This is a genomic window from Paraglaciecola aquimarina (assembly GCF_032464635.1).
Taxonomy (GTDB): domain Bacteria; phylum Pseudomonadota; class Gammaproteobacteria; order Enterobacterales; family Alteromonadaceae; genus Paraglaciecola; species Paraglaciecola aquimarina.
In genome coordinates, this window is sequence record NZ_JAWDIO010000002.1 from 2178319 (window position 1) to 2202271 (window position 23953).

Consider the following 23953-nt stretch of genomic DNA (forward strand, 5'->3'; position numbering starts at 1 on the left):
AGTGGAGTCGACGACTAAGCAAACTTCGGAGCTAAAAAAAGTACCAAACATTAAAATGTTGATGTTTAAGTCCTTGTTTAAAAGAGCCTCAAAACAAAGCCCAAGCACTTTACCTCGTAGCGAATTCCGAATTACCAATATAGCAGGTAATCAACAGAGTAAAAAAATAGCGTTGTTTCATCAAGTCGTTGATTGGCCTGGTGAGTATTTACACCCTTGTTATATTCATAGCTTGGCTTTTCCTTTACATATGAAACTATTATTAACGCCAAGTTTTCCTTTTCCGCTATTGGGTTTAGTGCATATTGAAAACAAAATTTGTCAATATCGACCCATTTATAGAACAGAGAATTTAACGTTAACTTGTCGTTTGGCTGACTTAGTGGCTCATCCCAAAGGATGGTTGTTTTCGGTTATCACAGAATGTACAACCCAAGGTGAGTTGATTTGGTGTAGTGAGAGCATTAATTTATATCGCGTTAAGCATTCATTTGAAGTAGCGAGTCAAGCTAAACCGCCTGCAGTAAGTTTTAGCGAACATTCACGCTCAGTGCATTGGCGCTTAGCGTCCAACTTAGGGCGTTTATATGCTAACGCCTCTGGTGACTACAATCCGATACATTTAGCTAAATGGTCAGCAAGGTTATTTGGTTTTAAACGGCAGATTATTCATGGAATGTGGACTAAATCTCGTAGCTTGTCTGAATTGCAAAAGCAATATCCTGCTGCATTTGACCATGAATTTACCGTGCAAACTGCCTTTAAACTGCCACTATATTTACCGAGTAATGTGGTTATGTTGTCACAGCCGTTTGTTACAACGCCAGCCGTACCAGAAATAAAGGATAGAGTGAAGGCTTCTAACACGATAGCTTTCAAAGTAGAGACTCAACTAAATGACAGTGAAGTGAGCCCACATTTATTAGGCTCGTTTAGCTTTACTTAACATTGTTTAGTTTCTTTACTTTATTTTTCAAAATAGTGGGTTGTGAGTCTTCAATTTGATTAGGGTGATCAACGTTAAAGTGCAAACCTCTGCTTTCTTTACGTTTACGAGCGCACTTTACGATTAGTTCAGCCACAGTCAGTAAGTTACGTAGTTCTAGTAAGTTATTACTGACTTTAAAGTTAGAATAGTATTCGTTGACTTCTTGCTTGAGAAGTTTAATGCGGTGATGAGCTCGCTCTAATCTTTTGTTCGTGCGGACAATACCCACATAGTCCCACATGAATAATCTCAATTCGTGCCAATTATGTTGAATAATGACTTCCTCATCGGAATCACTTACCTATGCTTTCATCCCATTCATCAATCGGCTCTAGCTCATTATCTGCTGCGAGATTTTCTTTTATGTACTCTGCGGCTGAATGGGCATACACAATACATTCTAATAATGAGTTACTGGCCATCCTATTGGCGCCATGGAGGCCAGTGTATGCCACTTCACCAATTGCAAACATATTCTTCAAGTCGGTTTTCGCATGTTTGTCTGTCACTACTCCGCCACAGCTATAGTGTGCAGCGGGTACAACCGGGATTGGATCACGGGTGATGTCGATTCCCAAGGCGCGACATTTTCGATAAATATTTGGGAAGTGCTTAACAATAAAGTCGCTTGGTTTATGGCTAATGTCTAAATACATGCAATCTGCACCTAAACGTTTCATCTCAAAATCGATAGCTCTAGCGACAATATCACGAGGGGCTAAATCGCCTCTTTCATCAAATTTGTGCATGAAAGGGGTACCATCAGGGTGACAAAGTTTCGCGCCTTCACCTCTTAACGCTTCTGATATGAGAAAGTTTCTGGCTTCTGGGTGGTATAAACAAGTAGGATGGAACTGGTTAAATTCCATATTGCCTACTCTACAACCTGCTCGCCAAGCCATGGCAATACCATCGCCACTAGACACATCAGGGTTTGAAGTATACTGGTAAACTTTACTCGCGCCACCTGTGGCTAGGGTCAAAAATTGGCTGCGAATGATCTCGACTCTTTCTTTTTTTCTATTCCAAACGTAGGCACCGAGTAATACGTCTTTGTGGACTTTGCTCTTAATTAAATCGATGGCGTTGTAACGTTGAAACAAGTGAATATTCGGGTGCTGTTTAACGGCTTCAATTAGTGTTACTTGCACCGCAGCACCTGTGGCATCTGCCGAATGTAGTATGCGTCTGTGGCTGTGACCACCTTCTCGCGTCAGATGAAATCTAGGCTCGCCGCTATCATCTCGTTCTTGATCAAAAGGCATTCCAAAATCAATTAACCACTCCATGCAAGCTTTGGCTTGAGATGCGGTAAATCTAACCGCTTCTTCATCACACAAACCTGCCCCGGCTAATAGTGTGTCTGATACATGATATTCAATGGAGTCATTTTCATCAAAAACGGCGGCAATACCGCCTTGGGCATATTTGGTTGAGCCTTCGGAGAGTTCGCTCTTACTTAATACTATGACTTGGCAGTTATCGGCGATTTTCAGCGCATGGCTGAGTCCAGCAGCGCCGCTGCCAATGATAAGGACGTCACATTGGTGTTCAATAGTGGAATGCATAATGTAAACTAGCAAAATTATAAGTCGATTGTTTGGCCATACTAATTTACGCTACGCAAATATCAATGATTTTAATTGCTTATAATATGCGAAAAGCGATTGGGTTAGGGTGGTTAATTAACCGAATGATGGTTTTAGCTGAAAAAGATCGTATTTTTTGCGAACTTTTTTGAATATGGTTAGTCAATATTAGTGCTTGCATGAGCTGTAGTATATTTTCGTAAAGGAGTAGAAGCTCGAATGAGCGAGCAGATAACAGATCAACAAATTGTTGAAAGAGTACAAAGAGGTGATAAAAACGCATACGGGCTGTTAGTTACTAAGTATCAACATAAAGTAGCGTATTTAGTCTCTCGATATGTAAAAAACTCCGGCGATGTAGCCGATGTAGCGCAAGAAGCGTTTATCAAAGCATATAAAGCGTTACCTAATTTTAGAGGCGATAGTGCATTTTATACTTGGCTTTATAGAATTGCGGTAAATAGTGCAAAGAATTATTTGGTTTCTCAGGGGAGGAAACCACCGGCAAACGATATTGATGCCGATGAAGCGGATTTTTATGATGGTAGTGATGCCTTAAAAGAAAATAATTCGCCAGAAAAAAGTTTAATGTCAGAGCAGATGGAAAAGTTACTGTTTGAAGCAATGGATAGGCTCCCCGAAGACTTACGTATGGCTATTAGTCTACGAGAGTTGGAAGGCTTAAGTTATGAAGAGATTGCAGAAGTAATGGATTGCCCTGTAGGCACCGTTCGTTCAAGAATTTTTAGAGCGAGAGATGCGTTAGATAAAGTTATTCAACCTTTACTTATGAACGATTAAGTAAAAATGAGTGACAAATATTATTTTTGAATAAAAACTAAATTAGCGGGAACCATATTGTATGTCGCAAAAATTTGAAAATTTATCAGCTTTTATAGACGGTGAAACTGCTTCATCTGATAATGTTGTAGATGCTGTTAAACGTGATGCCGATTTGATGCAAAAATGGAAAAATTACCATCTTATCCGTGATGGCTTACGTCAAGAATTACCAACAGAGTTGAATTTTGATATTGCTGCAAAAGTGACTCAAGCTCTTGAGTCTGAACCTGCTATTTTAGCTCCGAAGAAAACATGGCGCGACATTCCTTTAGTGGGAAGTGTTATACCGTTTGCTAAGCAAGGTGGTCAAATGGCTGTGGCGGCTTCGGTTGCTGTTGCTATGATTTTAGGTGTACAACAAATGAACCAGACTGATGTTGAGCAACCTTATAGTCCTGCTAGCCCTATTTTAGGTGTTAACGGTGGTTTATCACCCGTTAGCTTTGATGTGACACGTACGTTACCTCAGGCTGATACAGGAGAGCAAAAGCGCCGTATTCATGCTTATTTACTTGATCACAAACAGCAAATGCGTTTTAAAGTCTTTCAAGTAGCAGAACCGATAAATGAAATTACCGTTAGTGAACAGCCTGAGTCAGAAATTGTTGAAAATATTCCAGAGTAAAAGAAGTAGCATAGCCTTACAGGCTGTGCTTTTTAGCCTGTTTTTTTCTGGTGTTTCCTTCGCTCAACAAGATCATCTTGACCCTGAGTCGCAATCCGAGCCAGCACAGTCATACCCTGCAGATAGCGCAAAAGCATGGCTCAGTAAAATGTCCCATGCGGTTCATTCTCTTAATTATTCCATATCCTTTGTATTGCTAAAACCATAGGTGTAGATTCTCAGCCTTATTTGTGGCGACACGCTAGGGACGATAATGGTCTGGAGATGGAGCAGCTAAATTTATTAAATGGGCCGGGTAAAGAGATTGTACGTATAGGTAATAGAGTAAGCTACTTCGAGCCTAACATGCCTCCTTATAGTTTGATTTCGTCGGCTATTAACGGTCCTTTTCCTAGTGAGTTTTTCCAAAATCCTGAGAAGCTATTTGCTGGCTATGATTTTGTCATGGTGGGCAGAAGCCGTGTTTCTGGACGAGCAGCGCAGCAAATTAGAATTATCAGTAAAGATCAAACTCGGTATGGGTTAAATGTGTGGTTAGACCAAGAAACAGGGTTGCTACTAAAATTAAACATGTTCAATCTTAATAATCAGTTGCTAGAGCAAATTCAGGTCACGGGATTTGAAGTCACTGAGCAGGCCGACCCGTTTTTTGCAAAGATTGAAACATCAATGTTGCCTGCTGTAGTGAGCATTGATCACAATAGCTTGAGCCGTTCACCTTGGGTGATTAATTATATTCCTTTAGGTATGACAATAGTTAAACGCGAACTCAGGCGGTTATCTATCACGGGGCAACTGGTCGAATATTTATTGTTAAGTGATGGCTTAGTCGATGTGTCCGTTTATTTAGAAGAGCGCGGTAACGATAACCCTATCGATAATTTAGTGGGTAAGAGCCATTCAGATACATTTTTCACTTTAAATAAAGGCCCATTAAATATTACCGTTATCGGAAAACTACCGGCGTCGACGGCTACTTCTATTGCCACCTCAATTCAAAGGGTAAACTAGTTTAACTATGCTCGAAGAAATGGGAACAGTGAAAGCTGTTGATAATAACGCTGGCAAACAAGTCATTTGGGTCGAAACTCAAATTAAGTCTACCTGTGGTAGTTGTGAAGCTCGCTCTAATTGTGGCACAGGTGCTATTGCTAAGGTGTTTGCAAATAAACGTGAATCGATCAAGTTTCAATACGACGGATTAGTAACCATCGGCCAACAAGTTAAATTAGGTATTGCTGAAGAGAGTGTACTTAAAGCCTCTATTATTGTTTATATATTACCTTTGCTGGTGTTGATACTTTCAGCGCTTATGGCTCAATCTATTTTTCCTTTATTTGGCTTAAATGCTGAAATTTGGATTATCCTTTTTGCATTTTGTGCTGCGGCAGCCGCTTATAAATTCATTCATCGATACTTGAATAAACAAAGTTGTGAGCATTTTACGCCCAAAATTCTTTCGGTTTACCCTGTTGAGCAGCAGAATATTCGTTTTAAACAACTGTAAATTTAAGTTTCTTTAAGAAAACCCGCAATCATTTGTATTGTATGTCGCAAAGTGATTGATAAAACTGTAAAATCGCCGCCTATTTAATCATTTTGTTCCCCGAGTTATTTGATCAGTAGGCGTTATTGGTTTCAGTTGTGGGAAAGCAAACATACTTGGTAATTTTCTAAAACTTTATGCAACATAAGCACATTCGAAATTTTTCTATCATTGCTCATATTGACCATGGTAAATCCACTCTTTCAGATCGACTAATACAACATTGTGGCGGCCTTGCCGACAGAGAAATGGCTGAGCAAGTTCTCGACTCTATGGATATAGAAAGAGAGCGTGGGATCACAATCAAAGCGCAAAGTGTCACCTTAGATTATAAAGCTAAAGATGGCGAAACTTACCAACTGAATTTTATCGATACCCCAGGACATGTCGATTTTACCTATGAGGTATCTAGATCGCTGGCTGCCTGTGAAGGTGCTCTGTTAGTGGTGGATGCTGGACAGGGAGTTGAAGCGCAAACCTTAGCAAACTGTTACACCGCCATTGATATGGACATGGAAGTGGTCCCCATTTTAAATAAAATTGATTTGCCTCAAGCTGAGCCCGACAGAGTCGCGGAAGAAATTGAAGACATTGTGGGAATTGATGCCATGGACGCTGTTCGATGTTCGGCTAAGACCGGTATTGGTATTGAAGACGTATTAGAAGTGATCGTACGCCAAGTTCCACCACCTGAAGGTGAGATTGATGCGCCGCTAAAAGCGCTTATCGTTGATTCTTGGTTTGATAATTATCAAGGGGTCGTGTCATTAGTACGTATCGTACAAGGCGAATTACGTAAGAACGATAAAATTAAAATCATGTCAACGGGCGTTGTTCACCAAGCAGATAACGTGGGTATTTTTACACCTAAAGTAAAAGATACAGGTGTTTTAAGAGCAGGTGAAGTAGGCTTTGTCATTGCTGGGATCAAAGAGATTCACGGCGCACCAGTAGGTGACACTATCACCTTGGCAAAAGATTCTGCAGTAGAGCCTCTACCAGGATTTAAGAAAGTCAAACCTCAAGTGTACGCTGGTATGTTCCCTATTAGTTCTGATGATTACGAAGATTTTCGTGATGCATTAGCTAAATTAAGTTTGAATGATGCATCATTGTTTTTTGAGCCAGAAAGTTCATCTGCATTAGGCTTTGGCTTTCGAATTGGTTTCTTAGGTATGTTACATATGGAAATCATTCAAGAACGTTTAGAGCGGGAATATGATTTAGACCTTATCACCACAGCCCCCACGGTTGTATATGAAGTAGAAACCAAAGCCGGTGAAGTGATATACGTGGATAATCCATCTAAATTACCAGCAGTCAATGATATCGAAGAAATTCGTGAACCTATTGTAGAAGCGCATATTTTGGTTCCTCAAGAGTTCTTAGGTAATGTCATTACCTTGTGCGTTGAAAAACGTGGCGTGCAAACCAACATGACATACCATGGTAAACAAGTGGCTGTCGTTTATGACATACCTATGGCTGAAGTGGTAATGGACTTCTTTGACCGATTAAAATCGACTAGTCGTGGTTTTGCATCTTTGGATTACAACTTCAAACGTTTTCAAGGGGCGGAAATGTCCCGTTTAGATATTTTGATTAATACTGAACGTGTAGACGCATTGGCAATGATCACTCATAAAGACAATGCCGTGACTCGTGGCCGACAATTAGTTGAAAAGTTGAAAGAACTTATTCCAAGACAAATGTTTGATATTGCAATTCAAGCAGCTATTGGTAATCAAATTATTGCCCGTAGCACCATCAAGCAGTTGCGTAAAAATGTAATCGCTAAGTGTTATGGTGGTGATATTAGCCGTAAGAAAAAGCTCTTACAGAAACAAAAGGATGGTAAAAAACGTATGAAATCTGTTGGTAATGTGGAGCTACCACAAGAAGCATTTTTAGCATTGCTGAAGGTAGGTAAATAAGTATGGCGAATTATTTTTCGATATTTTTAGTTATTTTAACGGTTGCTTCTGGTCTTATTTGGCTGATTGATAGTCTATTGTTCGCACAAAAACGCCGTGACCGAATGGCAATCGCGAGTGGCGATTCTGGGGCAACATCGACTTTAGAGCAAGACGCTGAACTACCATGGTTGGTTGATACCGCACAACAGATATTCCCTGTTATTGCATTTGTTTTAGTGCTGCGTTCATTTTTATACGAACCATTTCAAATTCCATCAGGATCTATGATGCCTACTTTACTAGTTGGCGACTTTATTTTGGTTGAAAAATACGCCTACGGTTTGAAAGATCCCGTTATGCGTAAGAAATTTGTGGATTTGGGGGCGCCAGAACGTGGCGATGTAGTAGTATTTAAATACCCAGTGAATCCAACTCTTGATTATATTAAACGTGTGGTGGGGTTGCTAGGTGACACTATCGTTTATCGTAACAAACAATTAAGTATTAAGCCTGCTTGTGATGCAGCCGAAGACTGCTTACCAATGAAAAAGGTTGATTTGAAATTCGAGAATAGCGGCGAAGTGTTTCAACAGTTTGAGCCACTAGAAAAATACACAGAGCAATTAGGTGAGGTAACTCATCAAATCTATAGAACAGCCAGCAGAGGTAATCATAGCAGTCGTTATTATCAGCAACCCGGTACTAAAATTGACGAATGGATTGTTCCTGAAGGGCATTATTTTGTTATGGGTGATAACCGTGATAACAGTGAAGACGGCCGTTTTTGGGGGTTCGTATCGGATGAGCATCTAGTAGGTAAAGCTGTGGCTATTTGGATCAGTTTCGAATTTGAGCGCGAGCAAGATAGTTGGTTACCGAGTTGGGTGCCTACAGGTGTACGTTTTGAACGAGTTGGCGGCATAGTGTAAATGCAAGTAATTGACCCTTATTTATCTTTATACAAGCGATTAGGTTATACCTTTGAACAAACTTCGAATTTAGTTCAAGCATTAACCCATAGAAGCGCCAATAAAGTACATAATGAGCGATTGGAGTTTTTGGGGGACGCCATTTTGGGAATGGTGATTGCTAAAGCGTTATATCAGCGTTTTCCTAAACAACCTGAAGGTAAGCTTACACGAATGCGCTCGAGTTTAGTCAAAGGCGATACGCTAGCCGAGGTTGCTCGCGAATTTGAACTCGGTGAGTTGTTGTTACTCGGCCCAGGAGAATTGAAGAGTGGCGGCTTCAGACGGGACTCTATTCTTGCCGATGCAGTAGAAGCCATAATTGGTGCTATTTACCTAGAAGCAGGAATGGAAACCAGCGAAGAACTCATTTTAGATTGGTTTGCGCAACGTATAGAAGCGTTAGATCCTGATGCCGTATCTAAAGATGATAAAACTCGCCTCCAAGAATTTTTACAAGGCAAAAAGCAACCTTTGCCCATTTATGAAGTAACTGACATTAAAGGTAAATCTCATGATCAAACTTTCTATGTTAGTTGCACAGCGCATGGCCTAAAAGAACCAATTACAGGTGTTGGCAATAGCCGCCGTAAAGCCGAACAGAAAGCGGCAAGACAAGCATATAAGAGACTAGCAAATGGAAAATAACACTCGCTGTGGCATGATTGCCATTGTTGGTCGCCCAAACGTTGGTAAATCAACGTTATTAAATAAATTGCTCGGACAAAAAGTGAGTATTACTTCTCGTAAGCCACAAACTACCCGTCACAGAATTATGGGCATCGACACAGAAGAACACCGTCAAGCAATTTATGTCGATACTCCGGGCTTACACATTGACGAAAAACGTGCAATTAATCGCTTTATGAATCGAGCCGCATCCAGTTCAATAGGTGATGTAGGTTTAGTTTTGTTTTTGGTTGAAGGTACCAAGTGGACCGAAGATGACCAAATGGTGTTGACTAAAATTCAGCAATCTGGGGTACCTTGCTGGTTGATCGTAAACAAGTCAGACAACGTAAAAGACAAAGAAACCATGCTACCCCACCTAAGATGGTTAGGTGAACAACATGATTTCCAACAAATCATGCCGATTTCGGCTAAAACAGGTAAAAACGTAGAAGAACTGCGCTCACTTGTATTAGGCACCTTGCCTGAGAGCGAGTTTTACTTTCCTGAAGATTACATTACCGATCGCTCAAGTCGATTTATGGCAGCAGAAATTGTACGTGAAAAACTGATGCGTTTTACAGGTGATGAGTTACCTTATTCTGTCACTGTTGAAATCGAACAATTCTTATTGGCTGAAAATGGCATTTATAGAATTAATGGCTTGATTTTAGTTGAGCGAGATACCCAGAAAAGTATGGTCATTGGTAAAGGGGGGCAACGCCTAAAGACCATTGGTGCCGAAGCTCGTAAAGATATGGAAGCTTTATTTGAAACCAAAGTGTATTTAGAACTTTGGGTCAAGGTTAAGTCTGGCTGGGCTGATGACGAACGCGCTTTGCGCAGTTTAGGTTACGGGTTAGATAATTAGTCGAAATGTGACTGAGTACATACATAGGAGAACGAAGTTTGTCATCTATTCGCGATATTCGTCGTCAATATTCAAGAGCAGGACTCAGTTCTTCTGACCTGACCGCAGAACCTTTTGCCCTATTTGAGCAGTGGCTACAAAACGCAGTGGATGCTGGTTTAACTGATCCTACTGCTATGACAGTGGCAACTGTGGACGCAAGTGGTCAACCATCTCAACGTATTGTGTTGCTTAAAGACTTTTCTACTAAGGGCTTTGTGTTTTACACCAATACCGAAAGTAAGAAAGCCGAAGACTTAAAGCATAATGCTAAAATTTCACTGCATTTTCCTTGGCATTCATTAGAAAGACAAGTCAAAGTGTGTGGTGTCGCGCAGTCTTTGGCCGCTTCTGAAGTGGCTAAATATTTTATGTCACGGCCCAAAGCTAGTCAATTGGCAGCTTGGGCGTCAGCACAAAGTCGACCCATCAACAGTCGACAATTACTGTTAGAAAAATTTGCTCAAGTTAAAGATAAGTTTGCCAAAGGTGAAATTCCACTTCCATCTTTTTGGGGGGATATCTTGTGGTTCCTCATAAAATTGAATTTTGGCAGGGCGGGGATGATCGATTGCATGATCGGTTTATGTACAGCAAAGACGGCCAAGGTGATTGGCATACAGAACGCCTGATGCCTTAATGGATAAAGTTCAGCCTGTTATAATCGATAGCCACTGTCATTTAGATTTTAGCTGTTTTGATCAAGACAGGTTAGCACTAATGCAAAGATGTCGACAATTGGCGATTACTCAATTTGTGATACCATGGTACTCAAGCTTCAGGTTGGCAAAAACAAATAGAATTGGCGCAGCAATACCCATCAATTAAATTCGCATTAGGTATCCACCCATACTTCTTAGCAGCCTACCAGAGCGCACATCTAGAACAATTAAAGCGACTTATCGAAATACATAACAACGATGTCGTCGCGGTAGGAGAGATTGGTCTCGACGCTGCTATTACTATAGATTGGCAGCTTCAAACTGAGGTATTTAGCAAACAGCTAAATTTAGCTAAAGAATTTGCTTTGCCAGTGATCTTGCACCATAGAAAAACTCATAATGAGTTACTGCGTATACTTAAAACTGAGCAGTTTCCAAATGGCGGGATTATTCATGCTTTTAGCGGCAGTTTACAACAGGCTGAAAGCTACATTCAGCTAGGATTTAAAATTGGTGTAGGTGGCAGTATTACTTATCCTAGAGCAAGTAAAACACGGCACACCATAAGTCAGATACCTTTATCTAGTTTAGTGCTAGAAACCGATGCCCCCGATATGCCTATTTCCGGCAGACAAGGGCAAAGAAACAGCCCTGAATACTTACCTGATATTGTCCAAAGCCTACAGCAAATAAGAGTTGAATCTGCAACTGAGTTAACTACTGCGTGCTTACAAAATACCATAGACATACTACCTAATGTCAAAGCTTAGGCATTACTTAACCTCTGCTAAAATGGAGTGTTATGGCAACCTCGGCCTACATCGTCCAGCAGCTTAAACGGCAACTGAGTGCGGCTAGCACGCCAGAAAAAGCCCAATCTGCAAGACGATACTTCCCTCGGGGTATTCACTGTCTTGGCGCTAACGCCTTGGACATTAAGCACGTTATTAGACAGTTTCATCTGGATAACCCTATGTTAAACCCTGAGCAAGTCTTAGCCATCAGTGAAGCTTTGTTGCGACAGGCTAAATATAGCGAAGAAGTAATGGTGGGCTATGGATTGATTAATAAGTTTGTCAGCAAATACTATGATGATGACTTATTGTTTAGGTTTGAATATTGGTTGGAGCATTATGCCAATAACTGGGCGTTAGTTGATGATTTGTGTATGAAGACCTTATACAAGTTCTTATTGGCTAGGCCTCATTTGATTGAGCACACAAAAAAGTGGGCTTATTCAAATGTGTCATGGTGTCGACGTGGCAGTAACGTAGCTTGGGTTAAGTTTATAAAGCGACCTATGGGCAAGTCCGTCTATTATTTAGATAAAAATTTAGTATTTAACAATTGTGATGTATTGATTGTTGATGCAGATGAATTTGTGCAAAAAAGTGTTGGTTGGTTACTGAAAGTGACGGCTGTTTATTATCCAGAGGATGTTGTCAATTATTTACAATTGAACCATCAAAATATGCAAAAGTCGACAATTCGTTACGCCCTAGAAAAAGTCGCACAACCCCAACGGAAAAGGTTACTAAAGGAGTTTAAGTGAACGCAAAATACGAATTTAGATTGGCTACTTTAGGTGACGCCGTTGTGATCGCAGAGTTGGTTTGTGCGCTTACCCAAGAGATCACGTCGGCAACGGGAGCTGATCTGGTGGATCAGCTGCCACAAACTAGTGAATTATGTAAAAGACTAATGGGGCAGGGGGAATATGCGGCTTTCTTAGCAATAGCTGAGCAAGAGGTGGTGGCGATTGCTACTTTTACTGAAACCTACGCTTTATATGCCGGCGGTAAAATGGGCGTGATCCAAGAATGTTATGTCCGACCTGAACATCGCGGCGAAAAAATTGGAGCTCGGCTTTTAGCCCACGTTAAACAATATGGTAAACATCAATCTTGGGCTTGTATTGAGTTATGTACCCCACCTTTACCGGCATATTCACGCACCTTAAATTTCTATCAGCAGAATGGCTTAGTACCGGTAGGTGGCCGAAAAATGCGAGAAATGCTCACTTAGCCCTTCAATCACCAAGGCTAAAGCATAGCTGCATACAATATGCCGTGATAATACGAGTCCATATTGATAAGTGGTCTTTTTGAATGTAACCAGTGGTTTTGGGGTCAGGCGGGGAAGGAATAGTTGTTCCCTTTCAAATACCAAGCGCGCAGGGCAAAAGCCGCTGGGCCATTCCTGTTAAGGGCGTTTTATATACACTTACTCTGTGTTGCTCGAACTCTAAAAATGTCAATAACGAGTTATTAATTCAAACAGCTTAGCCTTGATTCAGCGCTTGGAAACTCTGGCTGAACGGCTAATTAGCATATTATTAACGGTCAGCTTCTTTGCTTAAATGGGGAGTTATTATAGTTCGCCGCTTTGTTCGGGGGTTTTGTTTACTAATTTATATCTAAATTTGTAAAACACCCTAGCCACTAATATACCAGCGACTCCCGCTAATACCATTAACACGATTAATTGTTGATATAATTGCACTTGATATTCACTGTGATATTGCATGACTTTATCTTCTTTTAGCATAATGCGTAAGTAGCCAATAATGTTGCCTTGATATTGAATGCTTTGTACAAATACTAAAGGTGCATCATCATCCAATTTATAAGTCGCGACTACCGAAGCGCCAACCTTGTTGCCAGCTAATATTTTGCCTTTCTCATCATATACAGAGGCCGCTAGTACATGTTTATCTGCCAATATAAACGTTAACTGTTGATTCAATTTTTCGTTATTTTTATTTCTAATCGGATCGATTAAGGTATTGCCAGCAAAAGAAGTTAGACTCTTGCCTAATTGATTAGCCTGTTTTTATGCCAGTTGTTTGCCTGTTCAGAATTGATAAGCCAAAGGTTTGTACAAATTATGATGCCTAATAAGACTAACGACAAATTCGCTATTCTTTTAAACACAGAATACTTACTCTGTGCTTTTAAAGGGCTGATAAATAATGACGTTTTAATATTTTCCATAGGCCAACAATATGACAGAACTTAGGTTTTTCCAAGTAACAAATAGTCTTATCAGATTTTTATAAAGATTCTTGCTGACTTTTGATGCAAACTTAAACTGGACTGTGTTGAAAATAGTACGACTAACACCATATATTAACGGCGTGAATTTTGGTCATTATAGGATTGTCATGATCTCAGTAAAAAATTTATTTAAATCTTTTGGCGATTATACCGCCGTACAAGACCTTTCATTCGAAATAAGTCCCGGTGACGTTGTGGGCTTTTTAGGCCCCAATGGTGCGGGTAAATCTACCACTATGAAAATGTTGACGGGATTCCTTCCTCCCTCTCAAGGTGATATTCGAATATTCGAGCAAACCTTTGAAAAATCTGCAATTGAAATTAAGAAGAAAATTGGTTATTTACCTGAAGGAGCACCAGCGTATGGTGATATGACTCCGCTGCAGTTTTTGACGTTTATCGCACAGGTGCGTGGTTTTAAAGGTAAAGAAAAGGACTCAAAAATTGAGGCAGTGGTAAGTCAGGTAGAATTGCAAGAGGTATTAGATAAGCCTATTGATAATTTATCGAAAGGGTTTAAACGTAGGGTAGGGTTAGCCCAAGCCTTACTTCATGACCCTCAAATTCTAATTTTGGACGAACCTACCGATGGGCTGGATCCGAATCAAAAACATCAAGTGCGTGAATTAATCAAAAATCTCGCAAAAGATAAAATTGTCATCATTTCTACCCATATTTTAGAAGAAGTGGCAGCGGTATGTAATCGAGTGATGATCATTGCAAAGGGTAAATTGTTGTTCAATGATACGCCGGATGCCTTGAACAAATTGTCAAAATTCTACGGTGCCGTTACCTTGCATTTTAGTTACCCCGCTGATGCATCTGAACTGGGTGAATTGGAAGGTGTTGCTGAAATGGAGGAAGACTTTAAAACCGGTCGGGTCACTCTTTTTCCTAAACCCGGTGCAGAGATTTTACATTTAGTCACAGCCCACGCACAAAGATGCAAATTGCCTGTTGATAGCTTATTTGTAGAGCAAGGGCGATTAGATGAAGTGTTTAGACAAATTACTCAAGAGGTAGAAGTGTAATGGGCAATATTAGCATTTTATATAGGCGAGAATTCTCTAGTTTTTTTGCCTCCCCAGTCGCATACGTTTTCATTGGTATATTTTTAGTGCTGTCAGGTGTATTTGCGTTTTTTATCGGCGGATTTTATGAACGTGGTCAGGCAGACTTATTGCCATTTTTTAACTTTCATCCGTGGTTGTATCTATTTTTGGTTCCAGCGATAGCCATGCGTAGTTGGTCGGAAGAACGTAAAAGCGGTAGCATTGAATTGTTGATGACGTTACCTATTAGTACTTGGCAAGCGATGCTGGCTAAGCATTTAGCAGCATGGTCAGTATTAGGATTGTCATTACTGCTTACCTTTCCTTTGTGGGTAACAGTAAATTATTTAGGAGATCCCGATAATGGTATTATTGTTGCTGCGTACATCGGCAGTTGGTTAATGGCTGGCGCGTTTTTGTCTATCGGCTTATGTATGTCGGCTTTAACTAAAAATCAGGTTGTTGCCTTTATTTTATCGGTAGTGGTGTGCTTCTTATTTGTGGTAAGTGGCAGCAATATTGTATTAGACGCATTTAAAGCTTGGTCGCCTGCCTTGGTCATAGATACTGTAGCGTCATTTAGTTTTTTGACGCACTTTCAAGCAATGGCTAAAGGGGTCATTGCGCTGGACGATGTAGGTTACTTTTTGTTGGTCACAGTGTGCTGGTTATTTGCCGGCTTAGTGTTAATTGAACAAAAGAAGGCTGACTAGTTATGCACAATACTATGCAATCCAAACTCACTTCTTCACTGAGTTTATTTTTGGTAGCGGTTGTTTTTTTGTATTTGTTTTTATCAACAATCAGTTGCTATCGTCAGTGAGACTAGATCTTACTGAAAATCAGGTTTATTCATTGTCTGAGGGCAGTAAGCAAGTATTAAAAGAAATCGACGAGCCAATAAATCTGTATTTTTTCTTTTCTGATAAAGCCTCAAAAAACATTACAAGTATACGTAATTATGCCAATCGAGTAGAAAGTCTGTTGACCGAATATGAAACTTTGGCCGAAGGCAAATTGAAGTTGCAGGTACTAGACCCAGAAGCCTTTTCTGAGCAAGAAGATCAAGCCAATCAGTTTGGCTTAACAGCGGCAAATATTGGTACCGCTGGTGAGGCTATTTACATGGGCTTAGCAGCGACCAATGCGCTCGACGAGCAAGAGATTATTGCCTTTTTTGACCCGCAAAAGAGAGCTTTCTAGAATATGAAATTAGCAAAGTTATCCATCAACTGAGTAAGCCCGAGTCTGTTAAGGTAACCCTAATTACCGACTTACCAATTGCAGGGGGCAGAATCCTATGACCGGCCAGCCTCAACCCGCCTGGACGTTTTATAGCCAATTGCAGCAGCTTTATGCTGTGGAATATCTTGGAAGTGATACCCAGCATTTGCCAGAAAATACCGGCGTGTTGGTTTTGATTCATCCGCAAAATTACAATGAAAACTTGTTATACGAAATTGATCAATACGCATTACAGGGTGGAAAAGTCTTGCTGTTTGTTGACCCTCATAATGAATCAGATCAAATGGCCATGATGGCGGGCGCTATGTCTGGGGGAAATAGCTCTAGCTTAGAAAGGCTAACAGCTGCTTGGGGAATAGAGTTTGATACGAGTAAGGTGTTACTCGACGCTATGGCTGGATTGGATATTCGCACACAAACGGGGGATGTGGCTAGGCATTTTGGCTTTGTTGGTTTTAACGCTGAGCAATTAGATCGCGATGATATAGTCACGGCTAATTTAGAGCTGATTAACGGTGCATCTTTTGGTGTGTTAAGCAAAGCAAAAGGTAGCCGCTCAAATTGGCTACCAATTATTAAATCTACGGTGAATACCGATCTGCTTGATGTGGTTAGTTACGCCCAAACTACAGATCCCTTAACACTCTCCGGAAATATCAAAGTGATAATCAATCATATGTATTGGCTGCGCGAGTTTTAGGTAAGGCTAGTAGCGCATTCGATAAGGCGCCTGAAGGCAGTGAAGCTAGCTCTCATTTAAGTTCAACAGATAAATTGAATGTCATGGTTGTAGCGGATACGGATATGCTAGCCGATAGATTTTGGGTTCAACAATCCAATTTTTTGGTGAAATTATTACTACACCTTTTGCTAATAACGGTGACTTTGTGACTAATATCGTCGAGAACATGGGAGGAAGCGAGGCATTAATCAGTGTCAGAAGTAGAGGTACATTTGCTCGACCATTTACAAAGGTTGATGAGCTGACAGTGGTTGCAGAGCAAAAGTTTCGAGAACAAGAGCAATTGCTTGAGCATCAGCTAGCGCAGACTGAGCAACAATTAACCGAACTTCAAGGGCAGCATGGTGAAGATGGATCGTTGGCTATTAGTCCTCAACAACAAGCGGCAGTTGAAGAATTTATGCAAAAAAGACTATCTATACGTAAATCCTTACGTGAAGTAAGGCATCAATTAGACAAAGATATTGAACAGTTAGGAAATCGATTAAAAATATTGAATATTGCGGTCGCACCTTTGTGTCTGATTGTGGTTTTAGCTGGGCTGCGTGCTTTATTTAGAACTCGTCCGAAAAAGCTTAAGGCACATAATAAGGGGGCGAATGCATGAATAAGCAACTGGTAACATTGATGACTTTGCTTGTTGTGGGCATAGGTGTATGTGTTTGGATAATCCAAAAACCGTCACAAAGTGAGTTTGAACCTATAGGATTATTTGAAGACCTAAACTCAGTGGCAAGCCAGATTGACAGTGTGACAATTGAAAATAGTAGTGGAACACTATTCAAAGGTAAAAAGCACGGTGAACAATGGTTAGCTGAAGTGGGACATACTGGTAAAACTTACCCAATTGAAAAGAGTAAAGTAGCCAACTTAATTAACAGTCTCTTGCAAGGGAAGTTAATTGAAGCGAAGACAAGTAGAAAAGCCAACCTTGAACGTTTGGGATTGAAGGCTATCGATCAAGAAGATAGCTTAGCGCGGTTAATTACAATTACCGTGGGAAATAAAGCTTGGCAAGTGTTGGTGGGTAATCAAGCGAGTGTTGGTGAAGGGAGTTATGTGCGTTTTGTCAAACAACCTCAAAGTTGGCGCCTTGATAGAAGGATTGAATTGCCGGTGGGGCATTTTAGTTGGTTGCAACATCCTATTTTGCCTTTTGAGGTGAAAGACATTTTAACCGTCACTCGGGTAGGAAATGATAATTGGAGTATGACTAAATACACCGATGAGATTGATTTCGCAATGGAAAATATGCCTGAAGACCGTCTACTGGCGTATGATGGGGTGTTAACGGGATTTGTCGAAAATTTAGTAGCGTTGGATTATGAGGAGCTGATTTCGATAGATGATAATGTTGTTAATTCTCTAAACCTAGTGACCAAGCTAAATGTTGTGACGCAACAGTATCAAGAGTTTACGGTTATACTGTCGCAAGCAAATGGTGCTTACTATGTTAATTTTAATATCAATGGTGCAGAGCAATATTGGCAAAATTGGTATTATCAAATTTCAGGTTTTACCGCACAACAGCTAAACAAAGTTACGGAAGATTTTTTGCAGAAAATTGATGAGGAGGAAAAATCTACGTTCAAACCCATTAGCAACGAGGAGAGTTCTTAAACTTATGAAACGTTAGTGGGCAGCTAAAGTGAACGATAACCACCTATCTTAGGTGGTTTTTTTCTGTAGCATGCTTTTCAATTTTTCAGAGCCCATTGCTCGTGCTTTAGCGATATTGTTGTCAGGAATGTTTTGTGGATCTGGATAACGCTTTAACACCTGTTCAATGCTTGATTCACGTAAAATATGTAAAATCGGATAAGGGGAGCGGTTGGTGTAGTTAGCTGGATCGTCTTGTGCTTCGCCAGCAAAGCAATAATCTGGATGAAATGTTGCCAGTTGGTATATGCCTGAATACCCGCCTTGTTCAATGATGCCACTCGCGTATTCGACTAACTCTAAATATTCTTCAAATGCAATAAAGCCTTTTGAAAAAATTAATAAGCTGGTTTGAATTTCAGTATGTTGATCTAACACACACAACTGTTCGATTAGTTGCTCTAATGATTCATTGATATTTAGGTTATGGCTAACGAGATAAGAGACCGTTTCTTGCTGCATCTCTTTTTTGGCGAAGGGACAAAAATTAAGGCCGATAACTACATTGTCGATCCAGTCTTTAACTGAATCGATAATGTGCTGATCATTGGTTACTAAGTCAGTCGTCATGATTGAAACGGTTGCTTCGTTGCAGGCATTTTTATATTGGCTAATTTCATCAGCGCTATAGGCAAGTTAAGAGTGATACTTGACGTAAGCTTCTAAGGTATTTTCGATTAAGCTTGCCACTGTCATCGGGCCAACACCTCCGGGAACAGGCGTGATCCAGCCTGCGCGTTGTGAAGCCGTTTCAAAGTCTACATCGCCACTTAGCGTGCCATCACTATTTCGGTTGATACCTACATCGATTACTATAGCCCCGTCTTTTATCCATTCACTAGGAATAAAGTTTGCTTTACCAACAGCAACGACTAATAACTCAGCTCGTCCAACGTGAGCCTTTAAATCTTGTGTAAATTTGTGGCAATTAGTCACTGTGCAGCCGGCCAGTAATAATTCTAAAAACATAGGACGCCCAACAATATTTGAAGCGCCCACTATTACTGCATCTAAACCTTTTATCGGACGTTTACTCGACTCGATAAGTGTCATGATACCTTTAGGAGTACAGGGACGCAGTGCTGGGATGCGCTGTGCCAAACGGCCAATGTTATAAGGATGGAAACCGTCAACATCTTTTTTAGGGTCTATTTTTTCAAGTATTTCTTCTTTGTCCAATCCAGCGGGTAATGGAAGTTGAACCAAAATGCCGTCTACCTCGTTGTCGGCATTGAGTTCTTCTATCACTGATAGCAATGCTTGTTGTGTGGTGTGGGCGGGCAAATCAAAAGACTTAGATACAAACCCTACTTCTTCGCAAGCTTTACGTTTTTTATTTACATAAACATGTGACGCTGCATCGCTGCCCACTAATACCACAGCTAACCCCGGCGCTCTTTTTCCTGAAGAAACGATGGCATTTACCTGAGAAGCCACATTTTGTCGAATTTGTTTAGCGACTAAAGCGCCGTCAATAATCTGTGCTGGCATGAACTTATAAACCTGAATTTGAATAGTGACATTGTCCCATAAGCGAGGGACTTATCGCAATTAAGGAAACGCAAAAATTGTCCTATCAATAATAATTCTTAAGCCATTTCATTCACTTAATGTTATAAGGTAGATAATCAATTAACTTTTCTTCTAAGTTGATTGAATGAAGTGACTATCATAACAAACGTAATTTAGAGGGAGTCATAAATTGAAGAAACTGGCAAATGAAACGCAATTGCTTAAAAAAGCATTGGTAGTTGGTGAAGCCTATGCAAAAAACCGTGGATTTAAAACATTTTCAGCAACAGACTCATCAAAACAAAAAGTAGAATGTATCTATCGATTGTTGGTGAATGACAAATTAATCACGCCTTTACCTGCTGACGCTGAAGATTTGTTGAGCATGAAGCATAAATTAGCCGTTTGGCTTAAAAACAAATTACCCAAAGATCATGCTCTACTTAAGTAAGTACTGGTGAATTTATCATCTATTTGATTCGATAATGCACAGATTGTTTTATAAATGAGCAAGCAAAACATTTTTTTAAAAAAGTATTTGACGAGGTGGGGGGGCAACTGTAATATGCGCATCCTCGAAACGCGATAGAGAAAAACGTTTCGGGTTAAGTCGGTGAGTAGCGCAGCTTGGTAGCGCACTTGGTTTGGGTCCAAGGGGTCGTAGGTTCGAATCCTATCTCACCGACCATTTTCTCTACTAATACCTTAGGTTCCATAGCTCAGCTGGATAGAGCAACGCCCTTCTAAGGCGTGGGTCGAAGGTTCGAATCCTTCTGGGACCACCACTTAGTTCGTATGTTGTCGAGTTGAATGTGTGAACTATGGGATGAGAAACTTGGGTAGAGAAAGTAAAGTTTAAGTGTTACTGCAGTTTACTGTGGTGAGCGTAGCTCAGTTGGTAGAGCCCCGGATTGTGATTCCGGTTGTCGTGGGTTCGAGCCCCATCGTTCACCCCACTCGCGGGAGTGGTGGAATTGGTAGACACGCTGGATTTAGGTTCCAGTGCTTCACGGCGTGAGAGTTCGAGTCTCTCCTTCCGCACCATTATTTAATATCTTTTAGTATTCATAACCTCTATTTTTATATTCTTACTCTAGGTAGAAATATTTATTTAGATTACTTGTGCTCATATCATTCATATGGCCATCAGTGTGTTACTGATACAACTTTGCCTTTCCCCTTCTAATAAAGACACCCATAATAAAACTATGCAAACTTCAGCAGTATTTGAAGGCGCTTGGATCACTTAAGTGCTCAGCTTTTTTATTCTACTAATAACGCCAAAACAACAAGTTCTATGTCTGTCGTATAAGTATGGTGGCTAATCTCTTTTTTGGGGGGAGTCTCAATATACTGATTTTCGATTCAAATGTGGTTAAGTAGCATTAACTCTCCGGGGTAGGGAGACATGTAATACGATTGGGTAATATAGTCGTTTGGGTGTTTTCTAAAGTGATGTCTTAACAATGTAATAGGAACAATCAAGGGCAGCAATCCATTTTTATAATCAGTAAATGTACTGCACAACTCGGCTTTATCATCCTTATCTATATCATTTTTTAAGTAGCCTTGAATATGTTGTAGAGTATTGGCGTGGTTTTCCCTAGTTGCGATTTTCTTTAGGGTAGCCATCATTTTTTCTAGGTAAATCTCAGTGAGTTGAGAAATGGATAGATTTTGGCTTTGAGCTAATAACCCACCTAGGTTTTTAACTTGTTTTTGATCGTGACTCATTAATATGTATTTGTGCTGAGCATGAAATTTTTGCAGCTCTTTGAGTGAATTACCTTGGCTAACCATCTCTTGCCACCGTTTATATATATAGACTCGCTGAATAAAGTTCTCTCTCAATTTTGCGTCGAGTAAGCGGCCTTCTTCTTCAATAGGAAGGTGTGGAAAGTTCTCCATTAGTTTGTTGGCATAAATGCCAACACCTATACGATCTGCAGCATTTTTTCTATAGACTTTTACCCTCTCCATACCACAACTAGGAGAGTCTTTTTTAGAATGTAACCAGAGAGCTGTCGATGCCAATGGCTTTGTTCATCTGCAGCAATGGTTAATTTATCAGTGACATCTAACAATGAGTTTTTTGTACCAACACAGCGGATTTTGTCATCAACGAGTGTTAACCGTATTGTCTCTCGAGGCACACCAAGGCCTATATGAATTTCTGGACAAAACGGTAAAAATTTAAAATAGTCTTTTAACACTCCAGTGATAAATGCATTTCTTTTATGACCTGCGTCAAAACGCACATTTTCACCTAATAAACAACTACTTACGCCAATTATAATGTCTGCTGATGTCTTTGAATTCATGGGAAGTTGGCTCATTCATTGTTACGGATAAAAATCTTGGTATGTAAGTAAGGCACGCGCTTTATGGTAGGTGTTACTGCCTCGCTAATACCGATAATATATGAGTTACACAATTAATCCATTAAAACTAGTTCGTATCAACAACTCCCTCAATCAAGACACCCATAACCAATCCACCCATGACAAAATCGAGCTTTAAACCATCTTAGCTCCCGCTTTTCTAATCCATTCGGTTTAAATTATGCGCCAGACAACCCAATTGACGATGTTAGCGGGCATGATGACGTGATTTTGTGGTGTGTGGTGAATGCTAGGCGTGCTAATTCTCAACAGTCATGTTGATGCTTGCAAAGTTAGAAAAAGGGCTAAGCGTGTTTGAGTAGGGTTTTGGCTTTACCTATGCCTCGTATTTTTTGATGTTGGGTGTGTAGGCTGAAGTTTCGCATTAAATGTTCACTGCCTACAGCGTAACAAAAGTGCTTTTCGAATTCGGTGGTTAAGGTCAACCATTGTTCGTTGTTTAGGCCTAGCCTTTGTAGAATGTGCTGTTGCTGTGTATCGATTAATCCTGACTTATCATCTCTGATAACACGACCTGTGGTGTCGATGAGGTCGCAGTAATCTTTTAGTGAAAAAGCGATGCCTCTCGGCATGTTTTGCCTGAGGTTGCCAACAAATGGCATTAAACCTCTGGGTTGCTGGTGGTGTCTCAAAGCTTGTATCCGTGTTTGAATACTGGTGTGGTCAGAGTCCTCAGGTGTGTTGGCCATATTGGCGCGAATGGGGTTTAAGTCCACGTAAGCCATGCAGGCCAGTAGGGCTGATTTATCGAGTAGTGCTTGAGACTTAAACCGCCCTTCCCAGAATCTGCCAGTGCAGGCATCTTCTTTGTTGGCTTCTCGGGCTATGTACTCATTGAGATTACGCATCAACCAACTGATGTCATACAAACGCAGCCGGTAAATTTCAACGGTTTCTAGAAGGGTGTGCCGCTCACTCTTGCTCAACGTGTCATCTCGCATAAACCGCTGCGACAACAAGGTGCCTTTATGCAGTTGATGCCAGCGAACGAGCACTTGTTTCACCGTCCAGCGCTCAGCCAAAGGTTTGTTCACGCACAGCACCACATGAGTGTGATTGCTCATCACCGCATAGGCGCAAATGTCGATAGCAAAGATGCGGCTTAAATGAAGCAAGCGTGTTTCAACCCAAGCCCGCCTATGTTCATAGCTCTGGCCTGTCAACGTATCTTCACCACACAAAAATGAACGGCGAACACAGCGTGAAACACAATGATAATAAGGGGTGTCGACTAAACTGATTTGGCTTTTACGAGACTGAGGCATCATGGCCATCCTTGGTTGAATCACTACCATTAGTCTAGTTCAAATTGCGGATTCGTCGAATTTAATTATGGGTGTCTTGATTGGGGGATTATTTAATTGGTATAACTGGTGGCGTGTGCATAAGTGTATGCTTTTTGCACCTATTTATATTTCAATGAGCTACTGATTATTTTTATATCAATATTTTGCGGGTTTATTCTCGACTTGAGCTATTGCTATCGCTATACTACTGCGTCTTTTTTAACAGGTAATTCTGATGTGGCTTGCTAAATTAAAGTTCACAGAGGTCGTCTGGCGTAAATTA

Annotated in this window: 26 protein-coding genes, 4 tRNA genes and 2 pseudogenes; 25 read left to right on the forward strand and 7 right to left on the reverse strand. The window is 40.6% G+C overall.

Going from position 1 to position 23953, the window contains the following annotated elements; all coding sequences use genetic code 11:
- Position 1: 1 nt before the first annotated feature.
- Positions 2–946, forward strand: a complete 945-nt coding sequence (locus RS130_RS10935; protein WP_316025984.1) for a MaoC/PaaZ C-terminal domain-containing protein — start codon at positions 2–4, stop codon at positions 944–946.
- Here the strand turns inward: RS130_RS10935 and nadB are convergent.
- Positions 939–2556, reverse strand: a pseudogene (gene nadB, locus RS130_RS10940) (L-aspartate oxidase). The gene RS130_RS10935 and the pseudogene nadB overlap by 8 nt on opposite strands.
- 240 nt (positions 2557–2796) lie before the next feature.
- Between nadB and rpoE the strand changes: the two are divergent.
- The 12 genes and pseudogenes from rpoE (at position 2797) to RS130_RS11000 (ending at position 12741) form a co-directional block, all read left to right on the forward strand.
- A complete protein-coding gene (gene rpoE, locus RS130_RS10945; protein WP_316025985.1) occupies positions 2797–3378 on the forward strand; it encodes an RNA polymerase sigma factor RpoE in 582 nt (193 codons plus the stop codon).
- 61 nt (positions 3379–3439) lie between these two features.
- Complete coding sequence (locus tag RS130_RS10950) at positions 3440–4045, forward strand: sigma-E factor negative regulatory protein (RefSeq protein ID WP_316025986.1); 606 nt, start codon at positions 3440–3442, stop codon at positions 4043–4045.
- A gap of 264 nt (positions 4046–4309) precedes the next feature.
- On the forward strand, positions 4310–5056 hold the full coding sequence (locus tag RS130_RS10955) for a MucB/RseB C-terminal domain-containing protein (RefSeq protein ID WP_316025987.1): 747 nt from the start codon (positions 4310–4312) through the stop codon (positions 5054–5056).
- Between the two features lie 7 nt (positions 5057–5063).
- The gene (locus RS130_RS10960; protein ID WP_316025988.1) at positions 5064–5552 is read left to right on the forward strand and encodes a SoxR reducing system RseC family protein; all 489 of its coding nucleotides are present in this window, start codon (positions 5064–5066) and stop codon (positions 5550–5552) included.
- 176 nt (positions 5553–5728) lie between these two features.
- Positions 5729–7525, forward strand: a complete 1797-nt coding sequence (gene lepA / locus RS130_RS10965; protein WP_316025989.1) for a translation elongation factor 4 — start codon at positions 5729–5731, stop codon at positions 7523–7525.
- Between the two features lie 2 nt (positions 7526–7527).
- Positions 7528–8436 (forward strand): signal peptidase I, encoded by a 909-nt coding sequence (lepB, locus tag RS130_RS10970; protein WP_316025990.1) that lies wholly within the window; start codon positions 7528–7530, stop codon positions 8434–8436.
- On the forward strand, positions 8437–9123 hold the full coding sequence (rnc, locus tag RS130_RS10975) for a ribonuclease III (protein WP_316025991.1): 687 nt from the start codon (positions 8437–8439) through the stop codon (positions 9121–9123).
- Positions 9113–10015 (forward strand): GTPase Era, encoded by a 903-nt coding sequence (era, locus tag RS130_RS10980; RefSeq protein WP_316025992.1) that lies wholly within the window; start codon positions 9113–9115, stop codon positions 10013–10015. Before rnc ends, era begins: the two co-directional genes overlap by 11 nt.
- Before the next feature lie 38 nt (positions 10016–10053).
- A pseudogene (pdxH, locus tag RS130_RS10985) lies at positions 10054–10694 on the forward strand (pyridoxamine 5'-phosphate oxidase).
- Positions 10695–10856: 162 nt separating this feature from the next.
- Positions 10857–11486 (forward strand): TatD family hydrolase, encoded by a 630-nt coding sequence (locus RS130_RS10990; RefSeq protein ID WP_316025993.1) that lies wholly within the window; start codon positions 10857–10859, stop codon positions 11484–11486.
- A gap of 32 nt (positions 11487–11518) precedes the next feature.
- The gene (locus RS130_RS10995; protein ID WP_316025994.1) at positions 11519–12268 is read left to right on the forward strand and encodes a DNA alkylation repair protein; all 750 of its coding nucleotides are present in this window, start codon (positions 11519–11521) and stop codon (positions 12266–12268) included.
- Positions 12265–12741: a GNAT family N-acetyltransferase gene (locus RS130_RS11000; RefSeq protein WP_316025995.1), complete on the forward strand. Its 477-nt coding sequence runs from the start codon at positions 12265–12267 to the stop codon at positions 12739–12741. Before RS130_RS10995 ends, RS130_RS11000 begins: the two co-directional genes overlap by 4 nt.
- Positions 12742–13086: 345 nt before the next feature.
- Here RS130_RS11000 and RS130_RS11005 read toward each other — a convergent pair whose 3' ends face one another.
- Positions 13087–13494 (reverse strand): AhpA/YtjB family protein, encoded by a 408-nt coding sequence (locus RS130_RS11005; protein WP_316028031.1) that lies wholly within the window; start codon positions 13492–13494, stop codon positions 13087–13089.
- 385 nt (positions 13495–13879) lie between these two features.
- Between RS130_RS11005 and RS130_RS11010 the strand changes: the two genes are divergently transcribed.
- The 7 genes from RS130_RS11010 (at position 13880) to RS130_RS11025 (ending at position 18431) form a co-directional block, all read left to right on the forward strand.
- Positions 13880–14803: an ABC transporter ATP-binding protein gene (locus RS130_RS11010; protein ID WP_316025996.1), complete on the forward strand. Its 924-nt coding sequence runs from the start codon at positions 13880–13882 to the stop codon at positions 14801–14803.
- On the forward strand, positions 14803–15537 hold the full coding sequence (locus tag RS130_RS11015) for an ABC transporter permease subunit (RefSeq protein ID WP_316025997.1): 735 nt from the start codon (positions 14803–14805) through the stop codon (positions 15535–15537). Before RS130_RS11010 ends, RS130_RS11015 begins: the two co-directional genes overlap by 1 nt.
- 106 nt (positions 15538–15643) lie before the next feature.
- A complete protein-coding gene (locus tag RS130_RS23750; protein WP_428982765.1) occupies positions 15644–16027 on the forward strand; it encodes a GldG family protein in 384 nt (127 codons plus the stop codon).
- A gap of 97 nt (positions 16028–16124) precedes the next feature.
- Positions 16125–16769: a Gldg family protein gene (locus tag RS130_RS23755; protein WP_428982766.1), complete on the forward strand. Its 645-nt coding sequence runs from the start codon at positions 16125–16127 to the stop codon at positions 16767–16769.
- Positions 16751–16960 (forward strand): hypothetical protein, encoded by a 210-nt coding sequence (locus tag RS130_RS23760; protein ID WP_428982767.1) that lies wholly within the window; start codon positions 16751–16753, stop codon positions 16958–16960. Before RS130_RS23755 ends, RS130_RS23760 begins: the two co-directional genes overlap by 19 nt.
- Positions 16891–17418 carry a hypothetical protein gene (locus tag RS130_RS23765; RefSeq protein ID WP_428982884.1) on the forward strand — a complete coding sequence of 176 codons (528 nt, stop codon included), beginning with the start codon at positions 16891–16893 and terminating at the stop codon, positions 17416–17418. The genes RS130_RS23760 and RS130_RS23765 overlap by 70 nt, the downstream gene beginning before the upstream one ends.
- Positions 17415–18431 (forward strand): DUF4340 domain-containing protein, encoded by a 1017-nt coding sequence (locus RS130_RS11025; RefSeq protein ID WP_316025998.1) that lies wholly within the window; start codon positions 17415–17417, stop codon positions 18429–18431. The genes RS130_RS23765 and RS130_RS11025 overlap by 4 nt, the downstream gene beginning before the upstream one ends.
- A 48-nt stretch (positions 18432–18479) precedes the next feature.
- On the opposite strand, the gene RS130_RS11030 is transcribed toward RS130_RS11025, so the two are convergent.
- Both RS130_RS11030 and folD read right to left on the reverse strand, forming a co-directional pair.
- Positions 18480–19040: a DUF1415 domain-containing protein gene (locus tag RS130_RS11030; protein ID WP_316025999.1), complete on the reverse strand. Its 561-nt coding sequence runs from the start codon at positions 19038–19040 to the stop codon at positions 18480–18482.
- 66 nt (positions 19041–19106) lie between these two features.
- Positions 19107–19961, reverse strand: a complete 855-nt coding sequence (gene folD / locus RS130_RS11035) for a bifunctional methylenetetrahydrofolate dehydrogenase/methenyltetrahydrofolate cyclohydrolase FolD (RefSeq protein WP_316026000.1) — start codon at positions 19959–19961, stop codon at positions 19107–19109.
- 211 nt (positions 19962–20172) lie between these two features.
- Here folD and RS130_RS11040 point away from each other — a divergent pair, with 211 nt between their 5' ends.
- From RS130_RS11040 to RS130_RS11060, 5 genes are all read left to right on the forward strand, one after another.
- Positions 20173–20433 (forward strand): DUF5062 family protein, encoded by a 261-nt coding sequence (locus RS130_RS11040; protein ID WP_316026001.1) that lies wholly within the window; start codon positions 20173–20175, stop codon positions 20431–20433.
- Positions 20434–20593: 160 nt separating this feature from the next.
- Positions 20594–20670, forward strand: a tRNA-Pro gene (locus RS130_RS11045).
- Positions 20671–20690: 20 nt separating this feature from the next.
- Positions 20691–20767, forward strand: a tRNA-Arg gene (locus RS130_RS11050).
- Between the two features lie 95 nt (positions 20768–20862).
- A tRNA-His gene (locus RS130_RS11055) sits at positions 20863–20938 on the forward strand.
- A gap of 3 nt (positions 20939–20941) precedes the next feature.
- Positions 20942–21026, forward strand: a tRNA-Leu gene (locus RS130_RS11060).
- 321 nt (positions 21027–21347) lie between these two features.
- Here the strand turns inward: RS130_RS11060 and RS130_RS11065 are convergent.
- From RS130_RS11065 to RS130_RS11075, 3 genes are all read right to left on the reverse strand, one after another.
- Positions 21348–21962, reverse strand: a complete 615-nt coding sequence (locus tag RS130_RS11065; protein ID WP_316026002.1) for a YbgA family protein — start codon at positions 21960–21962, stop codon at positions 21348–21350.
- Positions 21950–22303, reverse strand: a complete 354-nt coding sequence (locus RS130_RS11070; protein WP_316026003.1) for a 2-thiouracil desulfurase family protein — start codon at positions 22301–22303, stop codon at positions 21950–21952. The genes RS130_RS11065 and RS130_RS11070 overlap by 13 nt, the downstream gene beginning before the upstream one ends.
- 365 nt (positions 22304–22668) lie before the next feature.
- Positions 22669–23649 (reverse strand): transposase, encoded by a 981-nt coding sequence (locus RS130_RS11075; protein WP_316028032.1) that lies wholly within the window; start codon positions 23647–23649, stop codon positions 22669–22671.
- Between the last annotated feature and the right edge of the window lie 304 nt (positions 23650–23953).

Bases quoted from the DNA above. Each gene is read 5' to 3' on its own strand.
- rpoE (WP_316025985.1), top strand. From the start codon at position 2,797: ATGAGCGAGCAGATAACAGATCAACAAATTGTTGAAAGAGTACAAAGA.
- RS130_RS10950 (WP_316025986.1), top strand. From the start codon at position 3,440: ATGTCGCAAAAATTTGAAAATTTATCAGCTTTTATAGACGGTGAAACT.
- RS130_RS10955 (WP_316025987.1), top strand. From the start codon at position 4,310: ATGGAGCAGCTAAATTTATTAAATGGGCCGGGTAAAGAGATTGTACGT.
- RS130_RS10960 (WP_316025988.1), top strand. From the start codon at position 5,064: ATGCTCGAAGAAATGGGAACAGTGAAAGCTGTTGATAATAACGCTGGC.
- lepA (WP_316025989.1), top strand. From the start codon at position 5,729: ATGCAACATAAGCACATTCGAAATTTTTCTATCATTGCTCATATTGAC.
- lepB (WP_316025990.1), top strand. From the start codon at position 7,528: ATGGCGAATTATTTTTCGATATTTTTAGTTATTTTAACGGTTGCTTCT.
- rnc (WP_316025991.1), top strand. From the start codon at position 8,437: ATGCAAGTAATTGACCCTTATTTATCTTTATACAAGCGATTAGGTTAT.
- era (WP_316025992.1), top strand. From the start codon at position 9,113: ATGGAAAATAACACTCGCTGTGGCATGATTGCCATTGTTGGTCGCCCA.
- RS130_RS10995 (WP_316025994.1), top strand. From the start codon at position 11,519: ATGGCAACCTCGGCCTACATCGTCCAGCAGCTTAAACGGCAACTGAGT.
- RS130_RS11010 (WP_316025996.1), top strand. From the start codon at position 13,880: ATGATCTCAGTAAAAAATTTATTTAAATCTTTTGGCGATTATACCGCC.
- RS130_RS11015 (WP_316025997.1), top strand. From the start codon at position 14,803: ATGGGCAATATTAGCATTTTATATAGGCGAGAATTCTCTAGTTTTTTT.
- RS130_RS23755 (WP_428982766.1), top strand. From the start codon at position 16,125: ATGACCGGCCAGCCTCAACCCGCCTGGACGTTTTATAGCCAATTGCAG.
- RS130_RS11025 (WP_316025998.1), top strand. From the start codon at position 17,415: ATGAATAAGCAACTGGTAACATTGATGACTTTGCTTGTTGTGGGCATA.
- RS130_RS11030 (WP_316025999.1), bottom strand. From the start codon at position 19,040: ATGACGACTGACTTAGTAACCAATGATCAGCACATTATCGATTCAGTT.
- folD (WP_316026000.1), bottom strand. From the start codon at position 19,961: ATGCCAGCACAGATTATTGACGGCGCTTTAGTCGCTAAACAAATTCGA.
- RS130_RS11065 (WP_316026002.1), bottom strand. From the start codon at position 21,962: ATGGAGAGGGTAAAAGTCTATAGAAAAAATGCTGCAGATCGTATAGGT.
- RS130_RS11070 (WP_316026003.1), bottom strand. From the start codon at position 22,303: ATGAATTCAAAGACATCAGCAGACATTATAATTGGCGTAAGTAGTTGT.
- RS130_RS11075 (WP_316028032.1), bottom strand. From the start codon at position 23,649: ATGCCTCAGTCTCGTAAAAGCCAAATCAGTTTAGTCGACACCCCTTAT.